Origin of the sequence: Providencia sp. PROV208 (genome assembly GCF_028479465.1) — a bacterium.
In the GTDB taxonomy this organism is placed as follows: Bacteria; Pseudomonadota; Gammaproteobacteria; order Enterobacterales; family Enterobacteriaceae; genus Providencia; species Providencia alcalifaciens.
This window is the reverse complement of sequence record NZ_JAMPNS010000016.1, coordinates 35,630-55,088: the sequence shown is the minus strand read 5'-3', so window position 1 is coordinate 55,088 and position 19,459 is coordinate 35,630. Positions and strand designations below refer to the sequence as shown.

Here is a 19,459-nt window from a genome sequence, read left to right as displayed (position 1 = left end):
ATCGTGTTCTTATTGCCCGTATCACGGCAATTTATTGCAGTAATGATGACTGGTGTTGAGGTTCGGTTAAAGTAAATTTAACTAGAATATCCTATTCATAATGAAATTAGGCTACAAACAATATGAGCAATTTCCTTCCGTTTTCAAAACCAGCAATCGGGGATGAAGAGGTTAAGGCAGTAGAAAACGTTCTGCGTTCAGGCTGGATTACCACGGGTCCACAGAATCATCAATTAGAAGAAGATTTCTGTAAGCGCTATGGTTGCAAGCATGCAATTGCACTTGCATCGGCGACAGCTGGCATGCATGTTGTTTTAATGGCATTGGGCATAGGTCCAGGCGATGAAGTTATTACGCCATCACAAACGTGGGTTTCCACTATCAATATGATCGAGTTGCTGGGTGCAACGCCTGTCATGATTGATGTTGATCGTGATACCTTAATGATTAAGCCAGAAGCAGTAGAAAAAGCCTTAACAAGTAAAACGAAGGCAATTATCCCTGTGCACTATGCGGGAGCGCCTTGCGATTTAGATGCACTGCGTGCTATTGCTCAACAAGCGGGCGTTTTCCTCATTGAAGATGCAGCTCATGCGGTTGGAACACGTTATAAGAATGAGTGGATTGGTGAAAAGGGGACTGCCATTTTTTCATTCCACGCGATTAAAAACGTGACATGTGCGGAAGGTGGCTTAGTCGCCACAGATGATGATGCACTTGCTCAGCGCGTTCGTGCATTGAAATTCCACGGCTTAGGTGTGGATGCATTTGATCGTCAGATGCAAGGTCGAAAACCGCAAGCGGAAGTGGTTGAGCCCGGCTTCAAGTATAACTTATCCGATATTCATGCTGCCATTGCTGTCGTACAATTGTCTCGTGTTGAGTATTTAAATCAACGTAGAGCCGAATTAACGGCTCGTTACCGTGAATTACTAAAAGACTCTCCATTACAGATGTTATCTGTGCCAGAATACCCTCATTTGCATGCAAACCACTTATTTATGGTGCGTGTTGATAAATCTGTTTGTGGTATTGACCGCGATACATTTATGGAGAAGTTAAAAGAGCATAATATTGGTACGGGTTTACATTTCCGTGCAGCTCATACACAAAAATATTACCGCGAAAAATACCCAGAGCTGTCATTACCAGAATCAACATGGAATAGCGCAACACTTTGCTCGTTGCCTTTATTCCCAGACATGACTGACGCCGATGTTGAACGGGTAGTGAGTGCGATTAATACAGTCCTTTTGGAGTCAAAATAGTGTCATTAGCTGATGAATTTGATGAGATTAAAAAAGTCTCAGTCGTAATCCCTGTTTATAACGAAGAGCAAAGTTTGCCTCAATTGTTAGAACGTACGATTAAATCCTGTAAACAACTCACTCAGTCTTATGAACTGATTTTGGTTGATGATGGAAGTAGCGATCGTTCAGCAAAAATGCTGGTGGAAGCCGCAGAAAATCCAGATAATCATGTGATTGCGATCATTTTGAACCGTAACTATGGTCAACACTCTGCTATTATGGCGGGTTTCAATCAAGCTGATGGTGACTTAGTCATCACTCTTGATGCCGACTTACAGAACCCACCGGAAGAAATCCCGCGTTTAGTGCAAACCGCGTCTCAAGGCTATGATGTTGTTGGCACTCGTCGTGCGAATCGTCAAGACTCTTGGTTCCGTAAAACTGCATCAAAAATGATCAATGCGATGATCACCAAAGCAACAGGTCGTTCAATGGGTGACTATGGTTGTATGTTGCGTGCTTATCGTCGACATATTATTGAAGCCATGCTCCAATGTCATGAACGCAGTACATTTATTCCTATTTTAGCGAATACTTTTGCACGTAGAACCATTGAAATTGATGTAGCGCATGCTGAGCGTGAGTTTGGTGATTCAAAATACAGCTTTATGAAGCTGATTAATTTAATGTATGACTTATTAACGTGCTTAACCACTGCACCTCTGCGTTTGTTAAGTGTTGTTGGTAGCATTATCGCTGCGGGTGGTTTTGTACTGGCAGTGCTGTTAATTGTTTTACGTCTACTGTTCGGCGCGAGCTGGGCTGCAGACGGCGTATTTACACTGTTTGCGATACTCTTTATGTTTATCGGCGCGCAGTTTGTTGCTATGGGATTATTGGGCGAATACATCGGTAGGATCTATAATGATGTGCGCGCGAGACCTCGTTATTTTATTCAAAAAGTCGTCGGAGCAGACCTTAAATCCGACAAAAATCAGGAAGAAAACTAATGAAAGCTATTGTTTTTGCCTATCATGATATTGGCTGTGTAGGGATAAAAGCGCTTGAGAAAGCGGGTTTTGATATTCAGGCAGTATTTACTCACACTGATGATCCAAATGAAAACCACTTTTACTCTTCTGTAGCTCGTGTCAGTGCAGATATGGAACTTCCTGTTTTCGCTCCAGAAAACGTTAACCACCCACTGTGGATTGAACGTATTCGTGAGATGAAACCTGATGTGATTTTCTCTTTCTACTATCGCGATATGTTAAGCGAAGAACTATTAGCATTAGCACCGAAAGGCGCGTTCAACTTGCATGGTTCTTTACTGCCAAAATACCGTGGTCGTGCACCAATCAACTGGGCGCTGTTAAACGGCGAAAGCGAAACAGGCGTAACGTTGCACAAGATGGTTGCTAAAGCTGATGCTGGCGATATCGTGGCTCAAGAGAAAGTGGCTATCACCGATACCGATACTGCACTGACTTTACACGCTAAAGTCCGCGAAGCTGCGGAAGTTCTGTTGGATAAAACCCTGCCATTAATCGAAGCAGGCAGCTACAAAACAACGGCACAAGATGAAAGCCAAGCGAGCTACTTTGGTCGCCGTAGTGCGGATGATGGTCAAATCGACTGGAACCGTAGCGCGAAAGAAATTAACTGCTTGATTCGTGCAGTAACAGAACCATACCCAGGCGCATTCACCTATTTAGGTGCGCGTAAAATGATTATATGGCGTGCGCGTGTATTAGACGATAACCAAGGTAAAGCAGCAGGTACCGTATTATCTAGCGACCCACTGCGTATCGCATGTGGTCAAGGCGCACTGGAAATCGTTAGCGGTCAAAGCGAAACTGGTCTGTACATGCAAGGCAACCGTCTGGCTAACGAAATGGGCATCGTAACTGACGTTCGCGTTGGTGCTAAACCAACTGCGCAAGTTAAGCGTCGTAAACGTGTTCTGATCTTAGGTGTGAACGGCTTTATCGGTAACCACTTAACTGAGCGTCTGTTACAAGATGACAACTACGATATCTATGGTATGGATATTGGCTCATCTGCGATTGAACGTTTCATTGGTAACCCACGTTTCCACTTCATTGAAGGTGACGTGAGCATCCACACTGAGTGGATTGAGTACCACATTAAAAAATGTGACGTTATTCTGCCACTGGTTGCTATTGCAACGCCAATCGAATATACCCGTAACCCACTGCGTGTATTCGAATTAGACTTCGAAGAAAACCTGAAAGTTGTTCGTTACTGCGTGAAATACAACAAACGCATCATCTTCCCATCAACTTCCGAAGTTTACGGTATGTGTGATGATAAAGAATTTGATGAAGATGAATCTCGTTTGATCGTCGGTCCAATCAACAAACAACGTTGGATTTACTCGGTTTCTAAACAGTTACTTGACCGAGTGATCTGGGCATACGGTGCGAAAGAAGGCCTGAAATTCACCTTATTCCGTCCATTTAACTGGATGGGACCACGTTTAGACAGCCTAAACTCTGCACGTATTGGTAGCTCACGCGCGATTACTCAGTTGATCCTGAACTTAGTTGAAGGTTCACCAATCAAGTTAGTTGACGGTGGTGCACAAAAACGCTGCTTTACAGATATCAAAGATGGTATCGAAGCACTGTTCCGCATCATTGAAAACAAAGACGGCAAATGTGATGGTCAAATCATCAACATCGGTAACCCAACTAACGAAGCAAGTATTCGTCAGTTAGCGGAAATGCTGTTAGAAAGCTTCGAAAAACACCCTGCACGTGGAAAATTCCCTCCATTTGCTGGCTTCCGTGAAATCGAAAGTGCTAGCTACTATGGTCAAGGTTACCAAGACGTCGAGCATCGTAAACCAAGTGTTGAAAACGCACGTCGTTTACTTGACTGGGTTCCGACTATCGATATGAAAGATACCATTGAAGAAACATTAGACTTCTTCTTACAGGGTGCTGTAGAAGAGCTGGAAAGCAAAAAATAATGAAAAAAGTTGGCTTGAGAATCGATGTGGACACCTATCAAGGTACATTGAAAGGGGTTCCTCAATTACTTAAAGTGCTCAAAGAGCATGATATTCAGGCCAGCTTTTTCTTCAGTGTAGGACCCGATAATATGGGGCGCCATTTATGGCGCCTTTTGCGTCCTAAATTTCTGTGGAAAATGCTACGGTCGAATGCGGCATCTTTGTATGGTTTAGATATTTTACTGGCGGGTACTGCGTGGCCAGGTAAAAAAATCGCCAAAGATCTAGGCTATTTGATGAAACAAACCTTGGACGCTGGGCATGAAGTCGGCTTACATGCGTGGGATCATCAAGGGTGGCAAGCTAAGGTGGCTAAATGGAGCGAGGCTCAACTCACTGAACAAGTGAAATTGGGTGTCGACGCACTGCACAACGCAACAGGTCAACGAGTCACTTGTTCAGCGGTAGCAGGGTGGCGTGGTGACGAGCGTGTACTCGAAGTTAAACAAGGGTTTAATTTTGACTACAACAGCGACTGTCGTGGAAAATTCCCATTTAGACCTATCTTGCGTGATGGTTCTTTGGGTACGGTTCAAATTCCGGTGACATTACCAACCTACGATGAAGTCGTCGGCACGGTAGTCACTGATGAAGAATTTAATGATTTTATTCTTCAAGCAATAAAAGATGACCAAGGTATTCCGGTTTACACTATCCATACGGAAGTTGAAGGAATGTCAAAGTCACAACAATTTTCACAATTATTGGAACGAATTAAGCAAGAAGAAATCCAATTCTGTACATTAAGTGAATTGTTGCCTGAAGACATCAATATGCTTCCAAAAGGAAGAGTGGTTCGCGCCCCATTCCCGGGACGAGAAGGTTGGCTGGGCTGCCAAGAAGAGGAATAAAATACCCATGTTGAATAACCGAGCGAGCAAAGTAGGAGCCTCTCTGCTGGCTCTTTTTTTTGTCTTGACCTATTTGTTGCCGTTGAACAGCCGTTTACTTTGGCAGCCGGATGAGACTCGTTACGCAGAAATCAGTCGCGAAATGTTGCAACGCGGTGACTGGATCGTGCCGTATATGCTGGACATTCGCTATTTTGAAAAACCAGTGGCAGGGTATTGGATCAACAATATTAGCCAAATGATTTTTGGTGATACTAACTTTGCCGTTCGCTTTGGTTCAGTTTTCTGTATTTTATTGAGTACGTTGCTTGTGTATCGCATGGCAAAAATGATGTGGCGTAATAGTCATGTGGCTTATGTGGCAAGCTTCATTTATATCTCGATGTTCCTCGTATTTGCCGTGGGAACCTACAGCGTCCTCGATCCCATGTTGTCTTTATGGATTACTGCTAGCATGTTTTGCTGCTTATGGGCGATGAAAGCCCGAGAGGTAAAAACCAAACTTGCAGCATGGAGTGCACTTGGTTTAGCCTGTGGAATGGCATTCATGACCAAAGGCTTCTTAGCCTTAGCCATTCCCGTTATCGTGATGCTCCCTATTACGTTGTATCAAAAACGTTTTCTTGAAATGCTGAAATATGGTCCTCTGGCGATTATCACTGCAGTGATCATCAGTTTGCCGTGGGCTTTAGCCATCGCTAAACAAGAACCAGACTACTGGAATTACTTCTTCTGGATTGAGCATATTAAACGCTTCACGGCTGATGATGCTCAACACCTTGAGCCATTTTGGTACTATATTCCTATCATTTTACTAGGTGCAATTCCGTGGACTGGTTTACTGCCTGGTGCCTTGGTTAAGGGGTGGAAAGAGCGAAAATCAAGCCCAGATATGTTCTTCTTATTATGTTGGTTCGTGGTCCCCGTGATTTTCTTTAGTATTTCACGCGGAAAATTACCAACCTATATGCTGCCATTTATGGGTCCATTGGCACTGCTAATGGCGAAATATGGTGTCGACTGTGTACGTAATGGCACGATGAAGGCATTGAAAGCCAATGGAATTATCAACATAGTGCTTGGAATCGCGGCGGTGATCGCGGTGATTATCGTCAGCAGTGTAATCAAAAAACCATTATATGAGCATGATGAATGGTCAAAAATGGTGCTGGGTGTTGTGGCGTTTTCAATTTGGGCAATAATTGGGTATCTCTGTACAGTTCTGAATGCCAAATATTGGTTATGGGCGGCTTCTTGCTCGTTAGCTGTCAGTTTATGTATTGGTAGCGCATTACCTAATAATACGATTGATTCGAAATTACCACAGAATTTTATTCACCAAAATCATGACCTTCTGATGGATAGCCGCTATTTGATGGCGAGTAATGTTGGGGTGGCAGCCGGTTTGGCATGGGAAACTAAAAATTCGAACATTTACCTCTACAACAGTAGTGGCGAATTGACTTATGGTTTGAAATACCCTGACAGTGCGCATCGCTTAGTAAAACCCGATGAATTTGCCGCATGGTTAGCGAAGGCTCGTCAAGAAGGGCAGGTTACGGTGGTATTCTTGCTAGGTAAGAAAGAAGGATTGCCAGATATTCCGAAACCGGATGAAGTGATCAAAAATTCTCGCATGGCGATAGTGGTTTATCATAAACAATGATAGCGCAATTATTTTTATTACTCCTTGTCAGTATTCTGACTTGTGTGGGGCAAATTGCCCAAAAGCAAGCGGTAGTGACTTGGCAAGGCGAAAAACAGAACAAAGCCGCATCCGCCATTCGTTGGCTGGTACTGGCTGTTTTTATGCTGGGTCTGGGCATGTTGTTTTGGCTTAAGTTATTGGAGACGATGCCATTAAGTATTGCTTATCCGATGCTCAGCATTAATTTTGTGTTAGTCACGCTGATAGGGCAATTTGTCTACCATGAGCAAACTGGGTTGAATCATTGGCTTGGGGTTGTTTCTATCATGGTAGGGATATTACTAATGAGTATAAGCGTATGAATAAAGGCTACTTATGGGTGCTTGGTAGTGCGTTATTAGTGACTGTCGCTCAACTGAGTTTAAAAGCCGGCGTTGTCGAACTCCCTTCTTTTTCCTTAGGATGGCACTGGCTACAGCGAGAATGGCTGATGGCTAATGCGGTAAGCTTAGGGATTATTTTTGTTGGGCTAGTTTGTTATGCATTATCGATGTTGTGTTGGCTATTTGCGTTGAAATATATCGCATTAAATAAAGCCTATCCGCTGATCAGTTTAAGCTATGTATTTGTCTATATACTGGCGGTAGTGCTGCCATGGTTTAATGAACCAGCAACAGGGTTAAAAGCAGCAGGAATTGCATTTATCTTATTAGGTGTATGGCTGATTAGCCGCCCTTCCAAGCAGTTAACTAAAAAAGCGGAATAGTTCCAGATAATTAGCCTTAAGTGTTTATTTTTCACGCATTGTACATTATAGTCTCGCGTATAAAGATATCACTTAAGGTGATTATTCATGGGTTATCTATAAGGTACGCTATGATAGTGAATCTCAAATACCTACCATTGCTGTGTTGCCTCGTGTTGATTGGCTGCTCTTCATCCGTAAAACGGACGTCAGCACCGCCAATGAAAACCCAATTGTCGGACCCTATAATGACGATCGCTCAACTTAAAGATCAATTAAGTCAATGGTATGGCACACCGTATCACTATGGCGGAATGAGCCAAAATGGCGTTGATTGCTCAGGGTTTGTCTATCGTACTTTTAGTGATCGCTTTGCTATTGAGGTTCCGCGCACGACGGTTGACCAAACTCGCTTAGGCACCCGTATTGATAAATCAGATTTAATGCCTGGCGACCTTGTGTTTTTCAAAACAGGGTCAGGAGAGAACGGTTTGCATGTAGGAATTTATGATACAGACAACACGTTTATCCATGCTTCTACCAGCAAAGGCGTTATGCGCTCATCAATGGACAATAGTTATTGGCGAAAAGTGTTTTGGCAAGCGCGCCGTATCTAATTTCGCTTCATTCTCCATTAATTCTTCAGTGATTATGCTATCTTAAGAGCAAGTTTTGTTTTTAGGGTAGCCGAATGTCTACATTACGTTTATTTATCTCAGAATCCTTCGACCCATGGTTTAACTTAGCGGTTGAAGAAACTATTTTTCGTCAAATGTCAGCTGATCAGCGTGTTATGTTTCTTTGGCGGAATGCGGATACTGTGGTTATCGGACGCGCTCAAAATCCGTGGAAAGAATGCAACACGCGTAAAATGGAACAAGATAATGTTCGATTAGCGCGTCGTAGCAGTGGTGGTGGGGCTGTATTTCAAGATTTAGGCAATACCTGCTTTACCTTTATGGCGGGTAAGCCTGAATATGATAAGACTATCTCAACCCAAATTATTGTGAATGGTCTCGCTAACGTGGGGATTCACGCTGAAATTTCTGGACGTAATGACTTGGTTCTCGAAACAGAAAATGGTCCGCGAAAAATTTCAGGTTCAGCTTACCGTGAAACCAAAGATCGCGGTTTTCACCACGGTACCTTGCTCATTAATACAGATTTAAGTCGCTTAGCAAACTACCTCAATCCAGATCCTAAAAAGCTGCAAGCTAAAGGGATCACATCAGTTCGTTCTCGTGTTGCCAATCTAAATGAATTAGTCCCTGATATTTCTCATGAAAAAGTGTGTGAAGGGATCATAAATAGCTTCTTTAGTTATTATGGTGAAACCGTCGAAGCTGAATATATTTCACCGGAGAAACTCCCTGACTTACCTAATTTTGCGGAGACATTTGCAAAGCAAAGTAGTTGGGAATGGAACTTTGGGCAAGCGCCAGCTTTTAGTCATATGGCGGATACTCGTTTCCCATGGGGAGGTATCGAGTTTCATTTTGATATCGAAAAAGGGGTGATCACTCGCTGCCAATTTTTTACGGATAGCTTAGATCCATCGCCGCTAGAATGGTTGAGCGAACAATTTGTTGGGCAAACGTATCAGATAGACACTATCCACCAGTTAATGGCACAAATGAAAACACGGTGGCCAGCATTGATTGAGCAGTTTGCTGATTTAGAAGGCTGGTTAGTTAACGAACTGAGATAAAAAAAGAGCCGATTAGTGCATCGGCTCAAAATATAGATTTCGTTGGAATGGGTGTTTGAGGGTGTAACGAAAATCTAATGTACTATTAATGATGACAATTGCAGGTCATAAAGGTTTTGCATTCTGGTAATTCACCTACTTGACGGAATTTTGCAGGCGTAGTATCAAAGTGTTTTTTGAATATGCGTGTAAATGTTGCTTGTGAACTAAAGCCATATTGTAGCGCAATGTCTAGAATAGGTAAGTTGCCTTCACGTAATGATTTAGCAGCTTCTAGCAGGCGACGTTTACGGACATATTCACCAAGAGTACATCCTTTAAGCTCTTTAAAGACGCGCTGCAAATGCCATTTCGAATACCCACTTTTATCTGCGATAGTATCGATTTTGATGCCTTCATTGCGTTGTAATTGGCTTTCAAGCCATCTAACAATTTCATTGACTACACTTTCTGACATATCTACCTCCTACTCTAGTAGGCTATTGTTCATTAATAACTAATAATAACTCATGAAATTATGGTCTATTCTTCCTTTTTTTCCGATATATCGATAGGCTAATCGTGCGGTTTTTGAATGAGAATAGCTATTGCTACGATAGTTTCTATTAAAATGCGAAAAACTAAACATACACAAATGAATGTTAAAATATCATTAAATACAATAAGATAAATTTAAATTAATGACATTAAAGGTGTGCTTTTGGAAGGGGCTAGATACTCATTCAATTTTATTGTTGATACTGTTCGATTTTATTAACCAAGTAAATTATTGAATTTTTATTTGGTTTAATAATGAACAAATTGACGAGTAGGGTATAACAATTGACAGGAAATTCCGAAGTAAATTGTGTTCTTCTTATGGAGTAGAAGCCATTGATTTTATCAGTTTTGGCAGACACAAAAATAGTAATATAGCAGGCTCATTTATCCGTAAATTCAATGAGTCAGAGAAATGAGCCTACTTGTTCAATAATGACTTATGTGTGAATTACCAGCGATAGTTGACGTTCCAATAAACGTTACGCCCTTCCTGTGGTACCCCAATGGGGGAAACATATTCTTTATCAAAGGCATTTTTTAGCGTTAGGGTGGTATTTAGTCCTTTCACGAATTGATCGGCTTGGTAGTTAATGTAAAAGTCATGAATACCATAGCCTGCTTGTTGGAATATTTCTCGACGATAGCGATCCAAATCTTTCGAGTTTTTTCTATCAGGCAGTTTATGGGTGCTGTCGCCTGTTATTTTCGTTCTTGCAGCAAATTCGCCACTCCACCCAACGTTGATCCCTGTATTTGATACTGGTGCATTGAATTTGATTATCAGTGATTCAGGGCGAATGGAGGATAGCGCGTGATTTTCTAAATCTTCTTTAGCTGTGGTCAGATTATGATTAAAGCTTAAATCAAACCATTGGGATTGATAGTGAACAAAACTATCGAATCCAGTAATTGTTGCGGAAGGCACATTGATGTAATAAATGGTTTCAGGGAACCAAACATAATAGAGGTCTGGCCCAATTTTCCGCTTATATTGGCTATTCATTGCAATATAATTACGCGCTTTTGTATGGAAGTAGGTTGATCCAAAGCTGAGTGTATCACCTGTTACCACGAAATCATCAAAACTCAGCTTTAACCCTGCCTCTGCAGTTTTATTAGTTTCTGGCTTTAAATCAGGGGATGTTTTAAAGATGGAAGAACCGCTAAACGGCGTGGAAAAGTGAAGTGAATTATTATACAGCTCAGCCATTCTTGGCGTGCGATAACCTTCTGCATAGGAAGAGTGAAGGCTCAACCAATGGGTTGGTGTTGCACTGATAGCAACGCGAGAAGACCAATTAGTATGTTTATTTTTTGCAAAACCTTCTCGGTTGACATGATATTGAGTAAACCGCGTTCCTGCTGATAATGTCACAGGGATGTGAGCGAATGTGAAGTCATTATTCAGCCAGCCGGAGGTATTTGACAACTCAGTCGGCGGGTAGCTGATAGCATATTCATTCGACGTTTGCGCTTGTTGGCAATGTTCAATACCGCTTTGAATACGACTGAATGCCCAGTTTGATACAGGCAGTGTAAAGTGATTTGAAAACTTAGAACCATAGGTATATTGGTTACGCCTTTCATTACCATATTCGGTTGGTTTTTTTTGAGCTTTAACTAGGTCGAGTTGGTTTAAGCTTAGGTCGGTGTAATAAATATCCCACTCAGCCTCCCATTGAAATCTATTTTCAGGCTTAAATATTTGATTGATTAGAATATCGCGCTGATGTGCATGACGTTCAGTCGGGGTATTCTTGAACATGTTTTTTTGGGTATTAATGAGTGCAGGTTGTCTCAAACTCAAACCGTCATTACGGTATTCCCTTAACTGTAAACCAACATGATATGCGGGATTAGCCATCCAGACGGTTTTAAACATCCAATTGTGAATTTTTTCTTGGTTATCAAAAGGAACCGATTCAATTGATGACACTAAATATTTTTTACGTTGGCTATAACTGAATAAGGCATCCACAGAATCACTACGCCCAAGCAATGTTCCTCCTGCATAATAACCATGACCATTACGATTTATTCCGCTAAATAAACGTCCGCCAAGTCGCTGTTCAGGCTCCAAGACCTCAGAAGCACTGAGTGTTTTTAGCGAGATAACACCGCCCATTGCACCACTGCCATGTTGCACTGAGGATGAGCCTTTATGTACGTACGCTTTACTGATTAATGAAGGATCAATTAATGTGGCATCAAATAGACCGGAGTTAAAATCATGGGTGACATTATCGACCATGATTTTTACACCACGAGAGTCATATCCGCGCATTTGTACGGATTGCCCGTTTGATGTCGTAAGTTAATTGATTTTTAAGAATTAATTACTTTGCTTTCGATGGGTTGGGGCATGTGTGGGGCATTTCTGTTCATAATTGCAATTTGGTCTTTGTCGTTTTCTTTCATCCAAGCTCCATAAACGTCATAGATCATCTTTGCTGATGAATGCCCCATTTGTGTAGCTATGAATGCAGGATTTGCTCCAGCAGACAACATCCAACATGCATAGGTATGCCGTGTCTGATAGGATTTTCTATGCCTGACTCCTGACCTTTTAATTAAAGCACCCCATATTCCGTTAAATCCACCGGGAGAGTAGTGCTTCGTTTCAAGACCGTTTCTGGCGACAACACTAGGCTGAAAAACGAATGTGCATGAGTCTTCTCTATATTTACCATACTCGCGCATCTCTACGTTTACTATTTCTGGTGAGGTCATACGTGTTAATGTCATCTGCTCTCTTAGGCTCTCATATACTGGATCCAGCATATGAATTACTCTATCTGTGCTTGAAGGGGTTTTTGGCAATGAAAAGTCACCTATATTAGAAATATTTCTTTTTACTGTAATAGTTCGCTCTATAAAGTCTATGTCCTCATATGCTAGAGCGCAGAGTTCCCCCGGTCTTAATCCTGTGTAAACAGATACAATTAACATATTTTTTGCTTGAATGTTTCTTGTAGCGTTAAGCAACCTAGGGAACTCTTCTTTTGTAATTGGGTCTGGTACAGCTCTTGATTTTTTAAGGTTTTTTATTGATGATAGAACATTGGTTTCAATATATTTATTCTCAGCTGCGAAACAAAAAATACAATTAAGTATCTTCATATAGTTATTAACTGTAGATACGCTTCTGCCAATTTTACTCACTCTATTTACTGGTTCTATGGTTGGCGAGGTGAGCATTTTATTTCTTACTGATAATATATCCTCCAAATTAAATAGATTTATCATTTTATTTTTATCAATAAAGAAAAACAAAACATTCACTATTGATTTGTAAGCTTCAAACGTACTGACTGCAACCTCTATTCTTTTAAGCTCGACCCACTTATTAGCAACATATCCAAATGTCACATTTTTATTGCTAATTGATTTTTCATTGCAATTTTTTGATTCAGGGAATTCAACCGAGTAATCAAAAGCGCCAGTTTTTATTTTGTAGCAGATGGCCGTCCTTAGCTCGCCTGCTAACTTTCTGTTTTTGGGTGTATCAGGTATCCCAAGAGTTTCCCTCACTCTCTTTCCTTTGTATGTAAATGATATACGAAGGCTTTTACCATGCACTTCAACACCCGTTGGGTATTTTATTTTCATAATGCACCTATTGAGGTTGTGAATTTCTTTGCTTCTCGATCCAGTTTATGATCGCCTCATGATTGTACATGCATTCTGAATTTTCTTTAGGGCTTCCGTCCGGTGAAATGTGAAGATATTCCCTGCCAGCAGCCCAAGACTTTTTCCGTGCTGATTTGATTGTCCCTGATCGCATGCCAGTAATCATCATAAGCACATCTTCAGTAACCCACTTACTCGGATTTAGAAGAACAACATTATCCATTATTAATCTCCCTATCTATCGTCATGACGTAGTGATTGAGCCACATGTTAGGTGTGTACTTTAGTTTCTTGTCGGATGGTAAGTATTTAGTGAATTCTGGAAGGTGTTTGAGTAGAGTTTTGGTTGATATTTCGTTGGTTATTTTGTCGTAATTCTTCAGTTCCGTGTGGCATTTCCTTGCCACTGCTCGCAATCCGTTTTCATGCTCCTATGGTGTCATAGGCCACCTATGCTATTTAATTAATTCCGATATTTGACTTGATAGGGTGATGCTAAGTTGGTTAATTTTTTCATTCATATCTTGAAGTGATTTAATATCATCAGATTTAACTTCAAGCGTTAATAATTTTTTAATTAGCATCTCCATTCTTGGATGATAGCTAATAGTAACCATTGTTTCTTTGCCTGCGTTTTCACCTTCTTTTATCGTTTTAATTTCATTAAGAATGAATTGATACTTGTCAGATGTTATTACGTATTTACCTAATTTAATTTCCATTGTTATTCTCCGCATCCTTCATTAATAAATAAGATTCCATACACGCGCGCAGTGGGTTTTTATTTTCAGCTACATTCCAGCCTGACCCGCATTGCCAGATATCATATGGGTGATTCATTGCTATCTTATTCTCAATAATAATCGGCATTGCGTCGGCTGGATTGTTACATGGGTCGAATATGCCATACACATTGTACTCATCGGTATCACCTAAAAAGCCAATTAGTTCTACCGTTTTTGTATGTTCGTTGAGATTGTAATCACATGGCAAATAATGACTAGCAACCTTTTTATTAATCTCGAAGTCAGAAAGTTCGGTGTATTTATTCATTTTCTAATATTTCCTCTATCATGAGTTTAATATTAACTAAGTCCTGCTTTGTTATCGGTATATCCCACGATGGAGATTTTAAATTAAACTTATCTTTTATTGTTGGCTCAATCTCAAAACTTTCTTCTTCGTAGCCTTGTAACTTCACACTATATTTATCTTTCATTCCATACCTCACCACATTCAATCTCAACATTCCGCACCTGCATTATCTGCATAGCACGGCTCTCGCATTCTTGCTGTGTGTATATTTGCTCTGTAACAGGCACAGCAGAGCCCTGTATTAGCATGAGTAATACATATCCGATTATTTGCATGGTTATTTGTCTAGGCGGTAGAGTGGAATTACTTTTAATGGTGAGCCATGAGATTGAAGATGCATTTCAATATTCTCTGAGACGACAGGGTCATCAGTTAATTGATTATTCTCACTGTGATAAACTGGCCACATCCAAGCAACAGGCTCCAAGTTATTAATTAAACTCTCGCGTGATGCTTGCCATGCCTCCCATGCGGCTCTTGTCACAAGGTAATAGTAATAGCCAAATTGGTCTTTCTTTAGCGGGTCAATATGATTCTGCGGTTTCTTCAAAAAATACTCTTCAAATTGCTTCCTTGATTTATCCATCACTCCACCTTTCTATATCCAGCTTTATATAAGCGCTCGGCATACGCATAAGCATTAGCCATGCCCATATCAACTAAACCTTTATCGTCAGTAGAAATAACAGCCACTATGCGTTCTATCTCTTTTTTCGATAATCTTTCGCGTTCCTTATCTGCTATTTCCTTTGCTAAATCCGAACAGTCAAAACAAATATTTGCTGCCTGACCTTGGATTAAATTGTCTTTGCCGACATTCCCTCCACAAAGATTGCAAACATTTTTAGGGTCTGGCTCTGGTACAATAAATTTCATAATTTGTCCTTGGTACATAAAATCGTTCATATTCATTCCTTTTCATTGCATCCCTGCGAGTTAAAATATCGCTCATGTCCGTTTTTGCGCAGCATTCTATCTATTAGCTGAATATGTTTACTCCAAATTCTATCGGCTTCCTCACTTCCTCCGCCAATCATCCCTGCACAATCATCAGTAAGCGCCTTGATAGCTTCGAGTTGAGCTTTAGTTACCTCCAGCTTCATATATCTATCTCCTGTTTGCATCCTTGCAATGAGTCCATGGTTATATCCTTTGGTTAAATCACATAAATAGCGTGGCGTGGGTAGGGGAGTCCGATAGGGGCAAAGGGATTAAGCGTATTTCCAATAAAACCCATCTCTACACTTAACTTTATTTCTTATTTGATATTCTAACTTATGACCAACCTCCCTAACTGCGGAGTTGTAGGAAACATAACTGCAAATTACTTTTCCTGAGCTTTCCATCTTCAGGAGTTTTTTACATCGTTTACCTCCCGTTCCTATCCCCATTTTTATATCGTTACACTGGTGCTCTCTATTTTCCCTCCAAGTGCAAAGTCTTATATTGTCAAAACTGTAACCTTTAAGGTCATTTAGTCTGTCTACGCTTGGCTTCAGGCTTGTTTTAAAACCTGAATTTTCCCAAGTTCTATATAGATCAATAAATCCGTTGTTCATACACCATTCAATTAATTCATCTTTGGTGTAAGGCATATCACCATGACCTCTTAATTTTTGGTGTCTTTTTTGAGTTTTATATAAAACCCTAAAAACTCCTTTTATTGAGAAGTCATATTTATTTCCAACTTTTTCTGAGTTTCTTTTTACATCTAATCTTGTGCATTCTTTGCATTTATTTAGATGCCCATCAATTGTGTCTTTATGCTTATAAAATTCATTCAATGGCTTTTCTTTGTTGCATTTAAAACAATTCTTCATATCCACCAACCTTTTAGAAAAGTAGATGTTCTAAATTATTCTTTGGAGTGTATTTACTGCTGGATTTGATGGGGGTCAGAAGGGGATTTCTTGATCATCCCAATCCATCGGAGGCTCATTCTGCGGCGCTTGCTGTGACTGTTGAGGCTGTCGCGCTGGTTGTTGGCTTCCTGCCTGATTATTGTTGCTTTCTTTTCTATTGCCTAGAATTTGGATTTCTTTTGTTTTAAAGATAGTAGAACTACGCTTTTGCCCTGTTTGCTTATCTTCCCACTCCTTAACTTCAACTTTGGCAGTGATACGCACTTGAGTTCCTTTCTGTGCGTTTCTGTCCATGTATTCCGCTGAACCTCCCCAAGCTTCACAGCGAACCCAAGTTGTTTTATCAATCCACTGTCCGTTTTCATCCTTTCGAGATTCGCCAATAGCTACTGAAAATTGCATCATTGCCGAGCCATTGGGAATGTAGCGCAACTCCAAATTTCCGATCCTGCCAGTAAAGTTACATTGGTTCATGTCAGCCATTTAATATTATCTCCTGAGTTGTTTTAATTAATTCTAAAAACTGATTTCTACGTTCCTGTAGCTGTGAAATTTCATCCTGAAAATCATCCTTGTTCAGTCTGTGAATTATTAATTGCTTACCCTCTGGAAAATCAGCGCAGTAGCTAACAAAGTCTACCCAATCCATTTGAGTGCAATCTAAGTGGCTAATTAATTGCCATTTGTAAGATGGGTCGAAGCTGTTTCTGGTTAGGGTGGCATAATGAACTGAAGCGATTACTGACTTAATTTCAATAATGCCTTTTGAATTTTCGACGATACCGTCAGGGCTATCACCATAATCACCGCAGTCAAAGAACCCTCCGTTTAAAACATATGAAAATGTAGTATCTTCATATAGCATCCTTGCTATGGGCTCTTGTTCGTGACCGCGTTCCATGTGTTTATTTGAATAATTATATTCAGCTTTAGCGCCAGTTATCCTTTCCAGCGCAATTTGTAGTGCATACTTTTTTGCAGGGTCTCCAAATGCCTTACCATAATTAGCCATGAACAGCGGGGCGTTTGAAGATGTTACTTTTCCTACCCGTAACGATTCCCAATCATCAGAGTTTTGCTCAACATCATGAAATATTGGCTTCATCATTACACTCCGAAATTAGTTTTTGCTCGTTTTCAGGTGATATACTTAAACGGGCAGTAACAGCATTCAGATTTCCATCTCTTTTGTATGCTTCTTTTGCATTATTCCAAGCCTTTTCCATGTTCGGAGTTAATTCCTGAACTAAGGCTCTAGGTGCGTTAGGGGATATCCTTAACCCCTCCATAACTTCACGACCAAACTTCACGTTGGTATCAACATAGACAGTAACGCGCTGATTACACCAATCTTCAATGAATGGCGAACCTGTCAAGCGACGAAGCATTTTTGAGTTTGTGGCATTAAGTATCATTGGCTTTAATGCTTCGCCTGGTCTAAGTTCTTTTTCTGCAAAATAAGCGGTATTAAATAAATCTTTTGTTTTTTTAGTTTTATCACCCTCCAAAACAACACGAGCTATCGTTAAGTCAACTCTATCAACGATGTCAGCACTGCTTAAATAAGGGGAATCAAACGCTTTTCTATAATGGTTTTTTTGAGTTTCCATTATTGCCTCCGTATTTCATTTCTTATGTTTTTCGCGGCGTTAAAGGCTCCATCCCAAATACCTGCAAGTTGAGATTCAGTTAGTGACTGAATTATTGTTGGTGACGCATTCGTTACTGAATCCCATATAACCTGAGCCATTTCATTAGTTAGCTCATCATCCTGATTTGCTATGTGCTCACGGTCTGGAATGGTGACGAAATTTTCATACTCTGAAATTCTCATGCTGCGTCCTTACGTGAATGCGTACGTTCCACGAGCATTAACTTGATGTAAGATGCGATTTGTCTTTTCGCATTGCTGTTTAAATTTCCAATCAGCAAATAACAACTCGACTTGTTGCTCAGTCATTTCAGACTCGCGAAGTAGGGTGAATATCTGTTGCTTTGCGTGTTTCTGCTTTGCATTCATGTTGTACTCCGTATGCTGTTTTTAATGTTTCGTTTGCTTCGCTCCATCCGTTCTCATCCTTGAGATAACGAGCAATTCCAGCTTGCTGTTGAGCTAAACAAAGTTTGTATTTATCAATATTCATGCTTACCTCTGGATGTGCGAAACCCTCACTTATCGATTGATAGCGATTGTTATTGAAAGTGTTCTGGTGTTGGTGCGGTGGGTTAGATTCCGAGGCTTTTGGCTAATTCAACAGCTTTATTTAATCCGCCTTGTTTGACGCTTCGCTTGTGCTGATATTTGTTTGTTGTCGGATAAAATAGAACCTTGCCTTTCTTTGTTTGAAAGTGAATAGTTCCACTTGAATCTCTCGTGTACGGAATATCTATATCCTTTAGTTGCTCCGTATTATTTTTTAGTCGTGCTGATTTTCGCTCTTTTACCATTTCCTTGTATGCGCGAAAATCATCTCCTACATCACCCATAATTAATTCCTTATGTGCGTATTCCTCACTATTAATAGCGATATGAATGATTAAGTGGTGGGTTACTGCTGACCGAGGGCTTTTGCGATTGCTGCTTTGGCTGTGTCTATTGCGTCTGCTAAGTCACCTAGGCCATCAATAGCCTCTTTGGCGCTTTCAGTTAGTTCAATCAAAGCATATAATAACTCTGGTGCCGCTGCGATTAGATGGGCGTTAGCCTTCATCTCTTCTACATTTTCATAGTGCATTGGATAAACGGACGCGACTAAATCATCAATAGAGCCTTCTACGGCGCCACGGATATTGCCATTATAATTCCACGGTGATTTACTACCCTTAAATTCCATATCACCCCCTAGCCTTTAACATTGCATCTGCCGTGATGGAGTTATTGATAATAAATTCTCTTCTATCCAGCAAATCACGATATTCATCAAACCTGCCAGTTGAATGATAAAAGCATTCTTCACTGCAATGACCTGAATTTTCAGCGCATGGGTTATCGCTATAATCAACATCAAAAATGAATGCTTTATCTTGTTCGCCTAATTCTTTGTTGCAGGAAAAGCACAAATACTTATCTGTCATACTCCCTCCGTTATTAAC

The 19,459-nt window shown here is 40.6% G+C and carries 28 protein-coding genes and 1 pseudogene; 9 read left to right on the top strand and 20 right to left on the bottom strand.

Going from position 1 to position 19,459, the window contains the following annotated elements:
- Positions 1 to 122: 122 nt before the first annotated feature.
- From arnB to PR766_RS12820, 9 genes are all read left to right on the top strand, one after another.
- The gene (gene arnB / locus PR766_RS12860) at positions 123 to 1,268 is read left to right on the top strand and encodes a UDP-4-amino-4-deoxy-L-arabinose aminotransferase (RefSeq protein ID WP_006659458.1); all 1,146 of its coding nucleotides are present in this window, start codon (positions 123 to 125) and stop codon (positions 1,266 to 1,268) included.
- Positions 1,268 to 2,260 carry an undecaprenyl-phosphate 4-deoxy-4-formamido-L-arabinose transferase gene (gene arnC, locus PR766_RS12855; protein WP_006659459.1) on the top strand — a complete coding sequence of 331 codons (993 nt, stop codon included), beginning with the start codon at positions 1,268 to 1,270 and terminating at the stop codon, positions 2,258 to 2,260. Before arnB ends, arnC begins: the two co-directional genes overlap by 1 nt.
- Positions 2,260 to 4,245 (top strand): bifunctional UDP-4-amino-4-deoxy-L-arabinose formyltransferase/UDP-glucuronic acid oxidase ArnA, encoded by a 1,986-nt coding sequence (arnA, locus tag PR766_RS12850; protein ID WP_036978035.1) that lies wholly within the window; start codon positions 2,260 to 2,262, stop codon positions 4,243 to 4,245. The genes arnC and arnA overlap by 1 nt, the downstream gene beginning before the upstream one ends.
- On the top strand, positions 4,245 to 5,138 hold the full coding sequence (arnD, locus tag PR766_RS12845; RefSeq protein ID WP_006659461.1) for a 4-deoxy-4-formamido-L-arabinose-phosphoundecaprenol deformylase: 894 nt from the start codon (positions 4,245 to 4,247) through the stop codon (positions 5,136 to 5,138). Before arnA ends, arnD begins: the two co-directional genes overlap by 1 nt.
- 7 nt (positions 5,139 to 5,145) lie before the next feature.
- Complete coding sequence (gene arnT, locus PR766_RS12840; protein ID WP_006659462.1) at positions 5,146 to 6,804, top strand: lipid IV(A) 4-amino-4-deoxy-L-arabinosyltransferase; 1,659 nt, start codon at positions 5,146 to 5,148, stop codon at positions 6,802 to 6,804.
- The gene (gene arnE, locus PR766_RS12835) at positions 6,801 to 7,148 is read left to right on the top strand and encodes a 4-amino-4-deoxy-L-arabinose-phosphoundecaprenol flippase subunit ArnE (protein WP_006659463.1); all 348 of its coding nucleotides are present in this window, start codon (positions 6,801 to 6,803) and stop codon (positions 7,146 to 7,148) included. The genes arnT and arnE overlap by 4 nt, the downstream gene beginning before the upstream one ends.
- Positions 7,145 to 7,552, top strand: a complete 408-nt coding sequence (gene arnF, locus PR766_RS12830) for a 4-amino-4-deoxy-L-arabinose-phosphoundecaprenol flippase subunit ArnF (RefSeq protein WP_006659464.1) — start codon at positions 7,145 to 7,147, stop codon at positions 7,550 to 7,552. Before arnE ends, arnF begins: the two co-directional genes overlap by 4 nt.
- A 110-nt stretch (positions 7,553 to 7,662) precedes the next feature.
- Positions 7,663 to 8,148: a C40 family peptidase gene (locus tag PR766_RS12825; RefSeq protein WP_036950443.1), complete on the top strand. Its 486-nt coding sequence runs from the start codon at positions 7,663 to 7,665 to the stop codon at positions 8,146 to 8,148.
- 74 nt (positions 8,149 to 8,222) lie between these two features.
- The gene (locus PR766_RS12820) at positions 8,223 to 9,239 is read left to right on the top strand and encodes a lipoate--protein ligase A (protein WP_006659466.1); all 1,017 of its coding nucleotides are present in this window, start codon (positions 8,223 to 8,225) and stop codon (positions 9,237 to 9,239) included.
- 85 nt (positions 9,240 to 9,324) lie between these two features.
- On the opposite strand, the gene PR766_RS12815 is transcribed toward PR766_RS12820, so the two are convergent.
- From PR766_RS12815 to PR766_RS12720, 20 genes and pseudogenes are all read right to left on the bottom strand, one after another.
- Entirely contained in the window at positions 9,325 to 9,696 is a 372-nt protein-coding gene (locus PR766_RS12815; protein ID WP_006659467.1) for a helix-turn-helix domain-containing protein, read from the bottom strand.
- 531 nt (positions 9,697 to 10,227) lie between these two features.
- Positions 10,228 to 11,544 (bottom strand): TonB-dependent receptor domain-containing protein, encoded by a 1,317-nt coding sequence (locus PR766_RS12810; protein WP_268243985.1) that lies wholly within the window; start codon positions 11,542 to 11,544, stop codon positions 10,228 to 10,230.
- A gap of 360 nt (positions 11,545 to 11,904) precedes the next feature.
- Positions 11,905 to 12,072, bottom strand: a pseudogene (locus tag PR766_RS12805) (TonB-dependent receptor plug domain-containing protein); the annotation flags it as partial.
- A 32-nt stretch (positions 12,073 to 12,104) separates the two neighbouring features.
- Positions 12,105 to 13,388 (bottom strand): tyrosine-type recombinase/integrase, encoded by a 1,284-nt coding sequence (locus PR766_RS12800; RefSeq protein WP_154636480.1) that lies wholly within the window; start codon positions 13,386 to 13,388, stop codon positions 12,105 to 12,107.
- A 7-nt stretch (positions 13,389 to 13,395) separates the two neighbouring features.
- Entirely contained in the window at positions 13,396 to 13,632 is a 237-nt protein-coding gene (gene xisR / locus PR766_RS12795; RefSeq protein ID WP_006659470.1) for an excisionase family protein, read from the bottom strand.
- A gap of 232 nt (positions 13,633 to 13,864) precedes the next feature.
- Complete coding sequence (locus tag PR766_RS12790; protein ID WP_154636481.1) at positions 13,865 to 14,131, bottom strand: DUF5405 family protein; 267 nt, start codon at positions 14,129 to 14,131, stop codon at positions 13,865 to 13,867.
- Positions 14,121 to 14,462 carry a phage protein NinX family protein gene (locus PR766_RS12785; RefSeq protein WP_154636482.1) on the bottom strand — a complete coding sequence of 114 codons (342 nt, stop codon included), beginning with the start codon at positions 14,460 to 14,462 and terminating at the stop codon, positions 14,121 to 14,123. The genes PR766_RS12790 and PR766_RS12785 overlap by 11 nt, the downstream gene beginning before the upstream one ends.
- Positions 14,455 to 14,628, bottom strand: coding sequence for a hypothetical protein (locus PR766_RS12780; protein ID WP_195848332.1), 174 nt, complete (start codon positions 14,626 to 14,628; stop codon positions 14,455 to 14,457). Before PR766_RS12780 ends, PR766_RS12785 begins: the two co-directional genes overlap by 8 nt.
- Positions 14,629 to 14,781: 153 nt before the next feature.
- Entirely contained in the window at positions 14,782 to 15,090 is a 309-nt protein-coding gene (locus PR766_RS12775) for a hypothetical protein (protein ID WP_154636483.1), read from the bottom strand.
- Positions 15,090 to 15,410: a hypothetical protein gene (locus PR766_RS12770; RefSeq protein ID WP_154636484.1), complete on the bottom strand. Its 321-nt coding sequence runs from the start codon at positions 15,408 to 15,410 to the stop codon at positions 15,090 to 15,092. Before PR766_RS12770 ends, PR766_RS12775 begins: the two co-directional genes overlap by 1 nt.
- 2 nt (positions 15,411 to 15,412) lie before the next feature.
- Complete coding sequence (locus tag PR766_RS12765) at positions 15,413 to 15,607, bottom strand: hypothetical protein (protein WP_154636485.1); 195 nt, start codon at positions 15,605 to 15,607, stop codon at positions 15,413 to 15,415.
- A gap of 108 nt (positions 15,608 to 15,715) precedes the next feature.
- Complete coding sequence (locus PR766_RS12760; RefSeq protein ID WP_154636486.1) at positions 15,716 to 16,324, bottom strand: hypothetical protein; 609 nt, start codon at positions 16,322 to 16,324, stop codon at positions 15,716 to 15,718.
- Between the two features lie 75 nt (positions 16,325 to 16,399).
- The gene (locus PR766_RS12755) at positions 16,400 to 16,849 is read right to left on the bottom strand and encodes a single-stranded DNA-binding protein (RefSeq protein ID WP_154636487.1); all 450 of its coding nucleotides are present in this window, start codon (positions 16,847 to 16,849) and stop codon (positions 16,400 to 16,402) included.
- A complete protein-coding gene (locus tag PR766_RS12750) occupies positions 16,842 to 17,474 on the bottom strand; it encodes a YqaJ viral recombinase family protein (protein WP_181937070.1) in 633 nt (210 codons plus the stop codon). Before PR766_RS12750 ends, PR766_RS12755 begins: the two co-directional genes overlap by 8 nt.
- Positions 17,452 to 17,976: a hypothetical protein gene (locus PR766_RS12745; RefSeq protein ID WP_154636488.1), complete on the bottom strand. Its 525-nt coding sequence runs from the start codon at positions 17,974 to 17,976 to the stop codon at positions 17,452 to 17,454. The genes PR766_RS12750 and PR766_RS12745 overlap by 23 nt, the downstream gene beginning before the upstream one ends.
- A complete protein-coding gene (locus PR766_RS12740; RefSeq protein WP_154636489.1) occupies positions 17,976 to 18,200 on the bottom strand; it encodes a hypothetical protein in 225 nt (74 codons plus the stop codon). The genes PR766_RS12745 and PR766_RS12740 overlap by 1 nt, the downstream gene beginning before the upstream one ends.
- A gap of 9 nt (positions 18,201 to 18,209) precedes the next feature.
- Positions 18,210 to 18,386, bottom strand: coding sequence for a hypothetical protein (locus PR766_RS12735; protein WP_165568302.1), 177 nt, complete (start codon positions 18,384 to 18,386; stop codon positions 18,210 to 18,212).
- A gap of 206 nt (positions 18,387 to 18,592) precedes the next feature.
- A complete protein-coding gene (locus PR766_RS12730) occupies positions 18,593 to 18,853 on the bottom strand; it encodes a hypothetical protein (protein ID WP_154636490.1) in 261 nt (86 codons plus the stop codon).
- A gap of 62 nt (positions 18,854 to 18,915) precedes the next feature.
- Entirely contained in the window at positions 18,916 to 19,200 is a 285-nt protein-coding gene (locus PR766_RS12725; RefSeq protein ID WP_154636491.1) for a hypothetical protein, read from the bottom strand.
- A gap of 1 nt (position 19,201) precedes the next feature.
- Complete coding sequence (locus PR766_RS12720) at positions 19,202 to 19,441, bottom strand: hypothetical protein (RefSeq protein WP_154636492.1); 240 nt, start codon at positions 19,439 to 19,441, stop codon at positions 19,202 to 19,204.
- Between the last annotated feature and the right edge of the window lie 18 nt (positions 19,442 to 19,459).